At 64.2% G+C, this 11,958-nt stretch carries 10 protein-coding genes; all 10 read right to left on the reverse strand.

Annotation, left to right across the window (positions count from 1 at the left end):
* Position 1 precedes the first annotated feature (1 nt).
* The gene (gene flhB / locus PHO31112_RS12470; RefSeq protein ID WP_150620793.1) at positions 2–1,153 is read right to left on the reverse strand and encodes a flagellar biosynthesis protein FlhB; all 1,152 of its coding nucleotides are present in this window, start codon (positions 1,151–1,153) and stop codon (positions 2–4) included.
* A gap of 186 nt (positions 1,154–1,339) precedes the next feature.
* Positions 1,340–1,963, reverse strand: a complete 624-nt coding sequence (cheZ, locus tag PHO31112_RS12475; RefSeq protein WP_281355094.1) for a protein phosphatase CheZ — start codon at positions 1,961–1,963, stop codon at positions 1,340–1,342.
* A gap of 53 nt (positions 1,964–2,016) precedes the next feature.
* The gene (gene cheY / locus PHO31112_RS12480) at positions 2,017–2,415 is read right to left on the reverse strand and encodes a chemotaxis response regulator CheY (protein WP_036664138.1); all 399 of its coding nucleotides are present in this window, start codon (positions 2,413–2,415) and stop codon (positions 2,017–2,019) included.
* A 134-nt stretch (positions 2,416–2,549) separates the two neighbouring features.
* On the reverse strand, positions 2,550–3,629 hold the full coding sequence (locus tag PHO31112_RS12485; protein WP_150620795.1) for a protein-glutamate methylesterase/protein-glutamine glutaminase: 1,080 nt from the start codon (positions 3,627–3,629) through the stop codon (positions 2,550–2,552).
* Positions 3,626–4,300: a chemoreceptor glutamine deamidase CheD gene (gene cheD, locus PHO31112_RS12490; protein WP_150620796.1), complete on the reverse strand. Its 675-nt coding sequence runs from the start codon at positions 4,298–4,300 to the stop codon at positions 3,626–3,628. The genes PHO31112_RS12485 and cheD overlap by 4 nt, the downstream gene beginning before the upstream one ends.
* 1 nt (position 4,301) lies before the next feature.
* The gene (locus tag PHO31112_RS12495) at positions 4,302–5,252 is read right to left on the reverse strand and encodes a CheR family methyltransferase (protein WP_150620797.1); all 951 of its coding nucleotides are present in this window, start codon (positions 5,250–5,252) and stop codon (positions 4,302–4,304) included.
* A gap of 60 nt (positions 5,253–5,312) precedes the next feature.
* Positions 5,313–6,938, reverse strand: a complete 1,626-nt coding sequence (locus PHO31112_RS12500) for a methyl-accepting chemotaxis protein (RefSeq protein WP_150620798.1) — start codon at positions 6,936–6,938, stop codon at positions 5,313–5,315.
* 172 nt (positions 6,939–7,110) lie between these two features.
* Positions 7,111–8,883 carry a methyl-accepting chemotaxis protein gene (locus PHO31112_RS12505; RefSeq protein WP_150620799.1) on the reverse strand — a complete coding sequence of 591 codons (1,773 nt, stop codon included), beginning with the start codon at positions 8,881–8,883 and terminating at the stop codon, positions 7,111–7,113.
* Positions 8,884–8,945: 62 nt separating this feature from the next.
* Positions 8,946–11,315, reverse strand: a complete 2,370-nt coding sequence (locus tag PHO31112_RS27910; protein ID WP_150620800.1) for a methyl-accepting chemotaxis protein — start codon at positions 11,313–11,315, stop codon at positions 8,946–8,948.
* A 123-nt stretch (positions 11,316–11,438) separates the two neighbouring features.
* Positions 11,439–11,954, reverse strand: a complete 516-nt coding sequence (locus PHO31112_RS12515) for a chemotaxis protein CheW (RefSeq protein ID WP_150620801.1) — start codon at positions 11,952–11,954, stop codon at positions 11,439–11,441.
* Between the last annotated feature and the right edge of the window lie 4 nt (positions 11,955–11,958).

Here is an 11,958-nt window from a genome sequence, read left to right on the forward strand (position 1 = left end):
GTTACACTCGTTTCGGCCCGGCGCGCCGCGGCGCGTCGAGTTCGGCCGGCACCGACAGGTCGGACGGAACGCTTGGCTCCATGCCCCCTTCGGTACGCCAGCGGCGAAGCTGGAAGACCCACGCGAGCACTTCGGCCACGGCCGTGTACAGCGTGGCCGGGATTTCGTGGCCGATCTCCACGTGCGCATGCAGCGCACGCGCGAGCGGCGGGGCTTCGAGAATCGGGATGTTGTGCTCCGCACCCAACTCACGGATGCGCTGCGCCACCAGATCGGTGCCCTTGGCCAGCACGCGCGGCGCGCGCATGTTGTCCTTGTATTCGAGGGCGACGGCAAAGTGCGTCGGGTTGGTCACGATCACGTCGGCCTTGGGCACGTCCTGCATCATGCGGCGGCGCGCGGTCTGACGCTGCAACTGACGGATGTGCGCCTTAAGGTGCGGATCGCCTTCCGATTCCTTGTTTTCCTGACGCACTTCCTCTTTGGTCATGCGCAGCTTCTTGTAGTGCTGCCAGAGCTGGAAGGGAATGTCGATGGCCGCCACCAGCAGCAGCGACGCCACGATGAACGCGCAGCACACCACGATCAACTCGCCCACGTGGGGCAGCGCCGCCCGCGGCGACTGGGTCATCAGTCCCATCACGGCGTCTTTATCGCGCGCAATCGCCCAGTAGGCCACCGCCCCGACCAGAAGTGTCTTCGCCACCGCCTTGACCAGTTCGACCAGGCCTTGCGTGGAAAACATTCGGCCAAGCCCCTTGAGCGGGTTCAGCCGGCCAAAGTTGGGGGCCAGCGACTTGGTCGTGAAGAGCCAGCCGCCCAGCGCCATCGGGGCAGCGATCGCCGCGAGCACCAGCAAGCCGAGCAGCGGCGCGATGGCGACGAGGGCGTCGGCGCCCGAGTGGGCGGCGTTGGAAAGCATGCGGTGGGTGTCGAGCGCGGTGCCTGGCTCGAACGCCATGCCGTGACGCATGAGCTGTGCGAAACCCTGCGAGATCCGGTCGGCCGTCATCCACAGGCCGGCCACCCCGGCCGCCAGCAAGGCGAACGTGGAAAGCTCGCGAGAACGCGCAACCTGCCCCTCCTCGCGCGCCTTTTCAAGACGCCGGGGGGACGCAGGTTCCGACTTTTCGAGATCGCTTTCCTCAGCCATGCCCTATCCACTGCGGGCGGACGAACCCACCCTATCGCGACTGATTATGGCCGTAACCGTCAAGTCACAAAGGGGGGAATAGAGGCGGGATTGGGCGGTATTTCGTGACAGCGGCCGAACGAGGCCGGCGCCGGGGCCGAAAACCCACGCCCGCCAAGCCGGTCAGCCGGCTGGCGAGGCGCTCACTCAGAAGCCGAGGCTGGCGAGCAGGTCGTCGACCTGGCCCTGATCGGCCACGATGTCGGTGCGACCTTCCTTCTTGATCTGCGGCCCGTTGAGCAGCGAATCTTCAGCCTCCTTGCGCTTCTCCGGAGGCATGTTGTCGAGCAGCGTCTGGAGCAGATGCTTCTCGATCTCCTGCACGACCTCCATGATCTTCTTGATGACCTGGCCGGTCAGATCCTGGAAATCCTGCGCCATCATGATTTCCATCAGATGGTTGTTGGTCGCGCGGGTGTCTTCGGGCACGCGGCGCAGATAGGTGCGTGTCTCGAGGACGAGCTTGCGTGCGTCTTCGAGTTCGAGCGGCTCGTCGAACCACTTGGCCCAGCGCTCGTCGAGCGCGTTGGCGTCCGCTTCGAGGCGATCCTGAAGAGGCTTGGCCAGTTCGATGGCCGTGAGCGCCCGCACCGCCGCCTGCTCGGTCATGGTGGCGACGTAGTTCAGGCGGTCGCGCGCATCGGGAATTGCCTCGGCAGCCTGCTCGAGTTGCTTGTCCAGCCCCAGTTCACGCAGGTTGTCGCGCAGCATGCGCGTCAACTGTCCGATGCGCATGAGCATGCGCTCGGCGGGGTCCGCCTCGCCGGTCACGTGAGCGCCATTGGGCTCACCCGGCCATTCAGTGCTCGCCTCGTGGGTCACGCTCAGGCCCCCGTCTTGTCCATTTTCTCGAAGATCTTGCCCAGCTTTTCATCCAGGGTCGCCGCCGTGAACGGCTTGACCACATACCCGCTCGCCCCTGCCTGGGCGGCAGCGATGATGTTTTCCTTCTTCGCTTCGGCCGTCACCATCAGCACCGGCAGCTTCGAGAGGTTCGGATCGGCACGGATCTGCTGGAGCATCGTCAGGCCGTCCATGTTCGGCATGTTCCAGTCCGAGACCACGAATTCGAAGTTGCCGCCGCGCAGTTTGGCCAGCGCCGCAGCACCGTCTTCCGCTTCGTCGACATTGGAGAAACCCAGTTCCTTGAGCAGGTTTCGCACAATCCGGCGCATCGTCGGAAAATCGTCGACGACCAGGAATTTCATGTTCTTGTCTATCATCATTACTCCAATTCGGCCGGCGCCCCTCGGGGGCCGGCGATATTCATGGGCAAATTCCGCCGCCACTCAGTGCCCTGAGTGTGCCCGCAAATCCATACGGATCATACGGCGAAAAAACGCCAAAAAGCGCCCTACTATACTCGTTGGGTGCGTTCGCCAAATTTCGCGACCTGATGCAGCACTTTGCGGGCCATTTCGTGCAACGGCACCACCTCTTCTGCGCCACCCATCGCAATGGCCTCGCGCGGCATGCCGAACACGATACAGCTCGCTTCGTCCTGCGCGAAGGTATATGCACCGGCCTGGCGCATTTCCACGAGACCGGCCGCGCCGTCGCGGCCCATACCCGTGAGAATGACCCCGATCGCGTTGCGCCCGGCATGCACGGCCGCGGAGCGAAACAATACATCGACCGACGGCCGATGTCGATTCACCGGCGGTGCCGGGTCGAGCAAGGCCACATAGTTCGCGCCGCTGCGCGAGAGCTGCAAGTGAGTATCGCCGCCCGGCGCGATGTACGCGTGGCCCGGCAACACACGCTCGCCATGCTCGGCTTCCTTCACCGTGATGCGGCACAGGCCGTTCAGGCGCTGCGCGAACGACTTGGTGAAACCGGCCGGCATATGCTGGGTAATCAGAATCGCCGGGGCATCCGGCGGCATCGGCACCAGCACCTCTCGAATCGCTTCGGTGCCGCCCGTCGACGCGCCGATGATAATCAGCTTCTCCGTCGACACCAGCGGGTTGCGCAACATCGGCGCCGCTTCGATCGGTACGGGCGCCGCGCTCTTGGGCGGGGCGCTACGCACCCGGGCACGGGCGGCCGCACGAATCTTGTCGGCGATCATCTCGCCGTATTCGAGCATGCCGTCGCGAATTCCCAGGCGCGGCTTGGTCACGAAGTCCACCGCGCCGAGTTCGAGCGCACGCAGCGTGACTTCCGAGCCGCGCTCGGTCAGCGACGACACCATGAGCACCGGCATCGGACGCAGGCGCATGAGCTTCTCAAGGAAGTCCAGCCCGTCCATGCGCGGCATTTCGACGTCGAGCGTGAGCACGTCCGGGTTGTACTGCTTGATTAGGTCGCGCGCCACGAGCGGATCGGGTGCGGTCGCCACAACGGTCATGTCCGGTTGCGCATTGATGATCTCGGTCATCAGACTGCGTACGAGTGCGGAATCGTCCACGCACAGGACTTTGATTGGTTCGCTCAAGCCTCCTCCATTTGTCGGTTGTCAGGCCCCGGCCGAGGCTTGGCATTTCTGGCCGGTGGCGCAAAGAGTTCTACGGAGCCCCGTACTTCGCGTGTGCGCAAACGCTGCGCATACGCCTGTTCCCGCTGGACGATGGCCGGATCTCCCCGGTCGCCCAGCTTCTTGACCATCACCCGCCCGGTGCGCGGTAAAAAGCACACCTTGCGCGGATGCGGTCCGAGCAAATCCTGCGCCGTGACGCGAATCTGCTCCATCTCGAGATAGCGCAACACGAAGTTCGCATTGCGATCGCCGATGTTCAGTGTGGTCATGCCCGCCAGCACCGCGCCGCCACCGAAGACTTTCGCTTCGAGACGTTCGCGCTTTGCGCCGAGCTTGATCAGCTCGTTGATGAGCATTTCCATGGCGTATGCGCCGTAACGCATGGACGCCGAGAGTATACGGTCGCGCTCGCTTTCGCCATCGTCCGGCAGCATGAAATGGTTCATGCCGCCGATACCCGTGACGCTGTCGCGCACGCATGCAGCCACACACGAACCAAGCACCGTCACGAGCATGATGTCCTCGGTCGTGACGTAATACTCCGACGGCAGCAATTTCACCGCCTGCGTGTTGAACGCATTGTCGAAGTAATGGTTGGTCGCGAGCGCTTCGGCCAGTGGTTGCGCCATGTCAGGCTCCCCGGGCACTCGTGCCGGCCAGTTCGTAGACCGTCTGCCCACGCAGTCGGAACGCCCGGCTCACATAGGTAAAGTTCTCGGAGTGCCCGGCGAAGAGCAACCCGTCCGGCTTTAGCAAGGGCACGAAGCGCTCGAGAATCCGCGCCTGCGTTTCCTTGTCGAAATAGATCATCACGTTACGGCAGAAGATGACGTCGAACGGACCGCCGATCTGCCACGACGGCGCCAGCAAGTTCAGCGGTTCGAACGTCACGAGTTGCTGCAACTCCGGACGCACCTTGATCTTGCCCGCGTTCGCGCCCGTGCCGCGCAGAAAGTGGCGGCGCAATTGCTCTTGCGAGAGTTTGCCGGTCTGCTCGCCGTTATAGACGGCGGCCGACGCGCGCGTCAGCACCTGTGTATCTACATCCGTGGCCAGCACGCTCGCATTCGGGCGCGAGCCCAGCGTGTCGACGAGCGTCATCGCAATCGAGTACGGCTCTTCGCCGGTCGACGCCGCGCAGCACCAGACCGAAATCGGCTTGGGGCGCTGGCGCACAAAGTCGGCGAGCAACGGGAAGTGATGCGATTCACGGAAGAACGACGTGAGATTGGTCGTCAACGCGTTGGTGAACGACTCCCACTCGCCGTCGCCGGTATCGGCCTCGAGCATGTCGAGGTATTCGGTGAAACTCGTCATGCCGAGCGCGCGCAAACGCCGCGCGATGCGGCTGTACACCATCTCGCGCTTGTGTTCGGCCAGCGCGATCCCGGCACGCTGATAGATCAGGTTGCGGATGCGGCTGAAATCGGCCAGCGAGAAGGCAAAGTCGCGCTCGCCCGAGAGGGCGGCACCGCTTGCGCGCGCAAAATCCGCGCTGCGCGAGCTGCCAGCGTCGTGCGCGCCGGTATTGCCAGCGGCACCGCGGCGCGACAGCAGCGAGGTATTGCGCGAATCAGTCATGGTTTCTCACTTTGCTACAGCGTCAATCGTCGGACGTCATGCTCATTGTTGTGCTCACATTCATGCCACGCGAGCCAACGGCCGCGGCGTCGGTTCCCGGCGCGTTGCGCTCATGGCACGCTCGCTCGCGCCGCCCGTTGCGTTCGTCTGGAACACCGACACGGCATCGCGCAGTTCGTCCGCCTGCGACTCCAGTGCGCCGGCGGCGGCGGCCGCTTCTTCCACGAGCGCCGCATTCTGCTGCGTCACTTCGTCCATCTGCGTGATCGCGCGGTTGACCTGTTCGATGCCGCTCGACTGTTCGGCCGAGGCCGCCGAGATCTCGCCCATGATGTCGGTCACGCGTTTGACCGCCTGCACGATCTCGCCCATCGTCTGACGTTGTTGCGTCACGAGCGCCGTACCGTCGTGCACGCGGCGCGCCGAGTCTTCGATCAGCGTCTTGATTTCCTTCGCCGCCGCCGCGCTGCGCTGCGCCAGCGTGCGCACTTCGCCCGCCACCACGGCAAAGCCGCGCCCCTGCTCGCCCGCACGGGCCGCTTCCACGGCGGCGTTCAACGCGAGGATATTGGTCTGGAAGGCAATGCCATCGATCACCCCGATGATGTCGACAATCTTGTTCGAACTGGCCGAGATGCCGTCCATCGTTTCGCCGACCTGCCCGGAGACTTCACCGCCACGCGTAGCGATGTCCGAGGCGTTCACGGCAAGCTGACTGGCCTGACGCGCGTTGTCCGCGTTCTGCTTGACCGTGGCCGTGAGCTGTTCCATCGACGAGGCCGTCTCTTCGAGCGACGCGGCCTGTTGCTCGGTACGCGCCGACAGATCGGTGTTGCCGGCCGCGATCTGATGCGCGGCCGTCGTGATCGACTCGGTGCCCTGGCGAATCTGTCCGATGGTCTCGGCGAGCGTCTGCTGCATGTGCTGCATCGCGTAGACCAGGCTGCCGGTGTCGCCCGGCGCGACGTCGACAGGATCGTAAAGATTGCCGCCGGCGATGCGGTGCGCGATTTCGGCCGCGTAATCGGGTTCGCCACCGAGACTGCGTTGCACGTTGCGAATGATCGCCATCATTGCAGCAGTCACGATGAGGCCGACGGCAAGCATCGCAATGCTCAGACGCCACAGCGTGGCATAGAACGCTTCATCGATGTCCTGCACGTACACGCCGCTCATCACGGCCCAGTCCCAGGGCGCAAAGTACTTCACGAACGAGAGCTTTGCGAGAAATTTGTCGCTACCGGGCATGCGGCCGTAGTAATCGACGAAACCCGAGCCCTTGCTCTTGGCGACTTGCGCCATCTCGACGAAAAGCAGTTTGCCGCTCGAATCCTTGTAATTGGAGACGTCCTTGTTGACCAAATCGACGAGTGTCGGGTGCATGAGCACGGTCGGCGTGGTATTGAAGATGACCAGATACCCGTTGTCGCCATAACGCATCATCTTGAGGCGGGCCATGGCCTGCTGCTTCGCCTCGTCGACGCCGATCTTGCCCGCCGCAGCCTGCGCCGCGTAGTCGCGCACGATCCCATCGGCACTGGAGACGATGTGCTCCAGCGCTGAGCGTCGCTCCGATATCACCGTGCCGCGCTCGTGCCAGGCAGCCCAGCCGCCGAGAATCAAAAGCCCCAGCCACATCAGCGCAAGCGCTGACCAGAGTTTTGCCTTGAGACTCAACTGCATCATGATGTGACCCTCCACCCGCCGCACGTCGCGGCGTAATGCGCGCGACGGCGTCTCGTCTTACCGATTATTGCCACTTGCCGACACGCATCTCGTCGATTCCGGCCCATCCTGCGCCGGGACAAACGCGTGCACCGTTCCTATAGGTTGTTACCTGGTTGCCTTTGACGCCCGCTCAGAAGGTTTCCCAGTCGCCGCTCGCGTCGTCCGTGCCGGTACGGGCCGCTGGCGCGGCTGCGGCCGGTGCCGGTTTGCGCTGCGGTGCCGATGCGGCCTTCGCCTTCGCCGTCGGCGCCGGCGACGGTGTCGCAGCGGCGGACGCCGCCACCTTCTTCGCTGCCGGACGCACGGCGCCCGGCATCGCCGCCAGCGTCGGCGCCGCGTGATTTGCCGCGGCCTGACCGGCGTCCAGGCGGAACACCGAGACGACCGACTTCAGACGATTGGCCTGCTCTTCCAGCGAGCCGGCGGCGGCCGCCGCTTCTTCCACGAGCGCCGCATTCTGCTGCGTCACTTCGTCCATCTGCGTGATCGCGCGGTTGACCTGTTCGATACCGCTCGACTGTTCGGCCGAGGCCGCCGAGATCTCGCCCATGATGTCGGTCACGCGTTTGACCGCCTGCACGATCTCGCCCATCGTTTGGCCCTGCTGCGCCACGAGCGCCGTGCCGTCTTGCACGCGGCGGGCCGAATCTTCGATCAGTGCCTTGATTTCCTTCGCTGCTGCCGCACTGCGTTGCGCCAGCGTGCGTACTTCGCCCGCCACCACGGCAAAGCCGCGACCTTGCTCACCGGCACGCGCGGCTTCCACGGCGGCGTTCAACGCGAGAATGTTGGTCTGGAAGGCGATGCCGTCGATCACGCTGATGATGTCGACGATCTTGTTCGAGCTGGCCGAGATGCCATCCATCGTTTCACCGACCTGCCCGGAGACTTCACCGCCACGCGTGGCGATTTCCGAGGCGTTCACGGCAAGCTGACTGGCCTGACGCGCGTTGTCCGCGTTCTGGCGCACAGTGGCGGTGAGTTCTTCCATCGACGAGGCCGTTTCTTCGAGCGACGCGGCCTGCTGTTCCGTGCGGGCCGACAGATCGGTGTTGCCGGCAGCGATCTGCTGTGCCGCAGAGGTGATCGACTCGGTGCCCGAGCGAACTTCCGCGACGGTGCGCACGAGGCTGTCCTGCATGTGTCTCACGCCCTTGAACAGACGTCCGGTTTCCGTGTCGTTCGACACGTCGACGCGTTGCGTGAGGTCACCGCCGGCAATCTTCTCGAAGTGCTTGATAGCGTCGTTGATCGGGCCCACGATAGCGCGCGTGAGCGTGACCTGCGTCACGATGCCGACGAGCAGGCCCACGGCGAGGCCCAGGCCGACCATCCACATCACCATCGTGTAGCGGCTCTGCGCGTCGAGGTAACGATCTTCGGCGTTCTTGACCTGCAAATCGGCCAGTGTGGTCATCGCCTTCGTGTAGTCGGCGAACAAGCGCGGCACGTCGATCACCGTCTTAGCGTGGAAGTCGGGAATGTCGCCGGATTCGATGGCCTTGAGTGCGGGCAGGATGCCGTCGTTGACCACTTTGCCGCGAGCGGAGATCACAGCGTCGGCGATGCTCTTCTCGCCGTCGCTCATCGGCAGCGCGGCGTAGGCGGCCCAGGCGCTGTCAGCCTTCTTGAGGTTGTTGCGAACGTTTTCGATCGCCGTCTTGATCTCGGTCGGATCGGCAATGAATTCGATGCGCGAGAGAGTCACACGTGCGCCCAATGTCGCGACCGTCGTCTGTGCGAGCGAGCGTGCCGACGCCATGTCGTTCGAGTAAATCTCCTGCAGCGATGCATTGCTTTGTCGCAGCGAGACGAGCCCCACAGCGGCGCCGACAACCAGCAACACCATGAAGAGTCCTAGCGCCAGCGTCAGCCGAGCCCGGATGGTGACATTCTTAAACATAACGACCTCTACCCCGTGAAGACCGGCCAGCGGCCGGCATACCCATCTGAATCATCGAAACGTCAAAACTCTTCCCAATCTCCCGGATCACTCGACTTCGCCGCCGCCGCTCCTGCCGATCCGCCTGCCGGCACCTTGCCCCGCCGTGCTGCGATTTGCAGCACCTGTGCGTCTTCTTGTGCGGTAGTGGCCGCAGGCGCGGGCGGCTGCGCACGGCGCGTCACTGCACGCGTCGCGCCCCCGCCGGCACTGGCGCGTGCCGGAGCGGCGCTGGCTGTCGATGCTGCGACCGTTGCTGGCGCGGCCACCGCGGCCACCGTTGTGGCTGAAACCGCCGGTGCCGCCGCACTCGCCTGCCGCGCGATAGACGCGGTGCGTAGCATCGTGGCGCTGGGCGCTGCGGCGAGCTTGACGCTGTCGCCGACACGGAAGACGGCAACCGCGTCGCGCAAGCGATGCGCCTGGTCTTCGAGCGAGCCGGCGGCAGCCGCCGCTTCTTCCACGAGTGCCGCGTTCTGTTGCGTGACTTCGTCCATCTGCGTCACGGCACGGTTGACCTGTTCGATGCCGCTCGACTGTTCGGCCGAGGCCGCCGAGATCTCGCCCATGATGTCGGTCACGCGTTTGACCGCCTGCACGATCTCGTCCATCGTCTGACCGGCCTTCGCCACGAGCGCCGAGCCATTTTCCACGCGCCCGACCGAGTCTTCGATCAGCACCTTGATTTCCTTCGCCGCTGCCGCACTGCGTTGCGCCAGCGTGCGCACTTCGCCCGCCACCACGGCGAAGCCACGCCCCTGCTCGCCCGCACGGGCCGCTTCCACGGCAGCGTTCAACGCGAGAATGTTGGTCTGGAAGGCAATGCCTTCGATCACGCTGATGATGTCGACGATCTTGTGCGAACTCGTCGAGATGCCGTCCATGGTGTCGACGACGTTGCCCACCACCTGACCGCCGCGCGCGGCAATCTCCGAGGCGTTCACCGCCATCGCGCTCGCCTGCCGGGCGTTGTCGGCGTTCTGCTTGACCGTGGCCGTGAGCTGCTCCATCGACGAGGCCGTCTGCTCCAGCGAGGCGGCTTGTTGCTCCGTGCGGGCCGACAGATCAGTGTTGCCCGCAGCGATTTCGCGCGAGGCCACATTAATCGAGTCGATGCCTTCACGCACGTCCGAAACGATGGACAGCAGACTGTTCTTCATGATCGTGAGGCTGAAGAGCAACTGCCCGATTTCGTCGTGGCCCGAGCCTTCGGCGTTGCCCGTCAAGTCGCCCGCCGCGATCTGCTTGGACATCGAGAGCGCGACGCGCAGCGGATGGTTGATCGCGCGGCGCAGAATGCTGCCGAGAACGAACAGGATGACAATGCCGCCGAGCACCGCCACCACCGTGGCACCGCGCACGAGGGTGTGTTCCTTCTGCGCTTGCTCGTACAGATCGGTCGCCTGCGTGAGTTCGAGACGCGTGAGCACGTTCAGCTCGTCGCGCATCGGGCCGTAGGCCGGCTTCACCTTCTCGATATACGTCTGTTGGGCGCCCTCGGCCGAGCCGGCCCCCAGCATCGCGACCGTTTGTTGAAGGCCGTCGGTCGTGAAGCGCTGGCGAATCACGTTGAAACGCTCCGCCTGCGCCTGCGTCGCCGGATCGACCGACTTCATGTACTCCGCCCACTGACGGTTGATCTCGTCGAGACTGCCCGCGATTTCGTCACCCGCACGCTTCATGGCGTCGAGGTTCGGGCTGCCTACGGCTTCCGCCACGAGCAGCACATCGCGGTCCAGCTTCTGGCCGATCACACCCAGCGTGCTCACCGGCACCATACCGTTCTGATACACCCGCAACAGCTTCTGATTGCTGCTCGACACGCCCCACATGCCCAAAGCGCCGATCACGACGAGCATGATCGCGCCGAGCACGATCATGCCGGTCAGACGCGCACGCAGCGTATCGAGACGCACCTTGCGCACCAGTGCCGCAATACCGCCGCGCTCGACCTTACCGCCGCGAATGCGCAGATTGCCGGCCTGCCCATTGCGAAAGCGCGCGTAGAGGGTTTCAGCCTGCGCCGTCGCCCCCGCCGCCGGGCGTACGCGCACCGACGTGTAACCCACCACCGTGCCGTTTTCCTGCGTCGGCGTCACGGTCGCCAGCACCCAGTAGTAGTCGCCGTTCTTACGGCGGTTCTTCACCAGCCCGACCCACGTGTCGCCGCGCTGAATGGTCTCCCACAGATCGCCGAATGCCTCCGGCGGCATGTCCGGATGGCGCACGATGTTGTGCGGCGCTCCCAGCAGTTCATCGCGCGAATAGCCGCTCACCTCCACGAAGGCGGGATTGGCGTACGTGATCCGCCCCTTGAGATCCGTTCGCGAGATCAGGTACTGATGCTCGCCGATGACGAATTCGTTTTGGGTGACGGGCTGGTTATTGCGCACGTGCTCGGTCTCCGTGGACTGGGGTGAGTGGGTTATGGTTTGTGGTGTGATGCTGCGGGTGTCTCGGCCCGTCGTTCACGTCCGCGCTATGTGTATCTTGCTTTGCGCGTCTGCTGCCGGTGCTCAGCTCGCCAGACGCTCGATGAGCGCCATATCGTCGCTGGTCATCAGCTTCTCGATGTCCATCAGGATCAGCATGCGGCCTTCGACCGTGCCCAGACCCGTGATGTACTCGGTCGCCAGTTGCGCACCGAACTCGGGCGCCGGCTTGATTTCACCGCGTGCGAGCGTAAGCACGTCAGACACGCCGTCGACCACCATACCGACCACGCGGCCCGCCACGTTCAGAATGATCACGACCGTCTGCGTGTCGTACTCGACGCGGCCCAGACGGAACTTGATGCGCATGTCCACGATCGGCACGATGATGCCGCGCAGATTGATCACGCCCTTGATGAAATCCGGCGCATTGGCGATGCGCGTGACCGCGTCGTAACCGCGAATCTCCTGCACCTTCAGAATGTCGATGCCGTATTCCTCTTCACCGAGCGTGAAGACCAGAAATTCCTGACCGTCGCCATCGGTCTGCATGGCGCCGCCCTGGCGCGACACGGCCTGCTCTTGCGAAAGGTTGTCCATCTAA

Origin of the sequence: Pandoraea horticolens (assembly GCF_902459555.1) — a bacterium.
Lineage (GTDB): Bacteria > Pseudomonadota > Gammaproteobacteria > Burkholderiales > Burkholderiaceae > Pandoraea > Pandoraea horticolens.

Bases quoted from the DNA above. Each gene is read 5' to 3' on its own strand.
- PHO31112_RS12495 (WP_150620797.1), bottom strand. From the start codon at position 5,252: ATGACTGATTCGCGCAATACCTCGCTGCTGTCGCGCCGCGGTGCCGCT.
- cheY (WP_036664138.1), bottom strand. From the start codon at position 2,415: ATGATAGACAAGAACATGAAATTCCTGGTCGTCGACGATTTTCCGACG.
- PHO31112_RS12515 (WP_150620801.1), bottom strand. From the start codon at position 11,954: ATGGACAACCTTTCGCAAGAGCAGGCCGTGTCGCGCCAGGGCGGCGCC.
- cheD (WP_150620796.1), bottom strand. From the start codon at position 4,300: ATGGCGCAACCACTGGCCGAAGCGCTCGCGACCAACCATTACTTCGAC.
- PHO31112_RS12500 (WP_150620798.1), bottom strand. From the start codon at position 6,938: ATGATGCAGTTGAGTCTCAAGGCAAAACTCTGGTCAGCGCTTGCGCTG.
- PHO31112_RS12505 (WP_150620799.1), bottom strand. From the start codon at position 8,883: ATGTTTAAGAATGTCACCATCCGGGCTCGGCTGACGCTGGCGCTAGGA.
- flhB (WP_150620793.1), bottom strand. From the start codon at position 1,153: ATGGCTGAGGAAAGCGATCTCGAAAAGTCGGAACCTGCGTCCCCCCGG.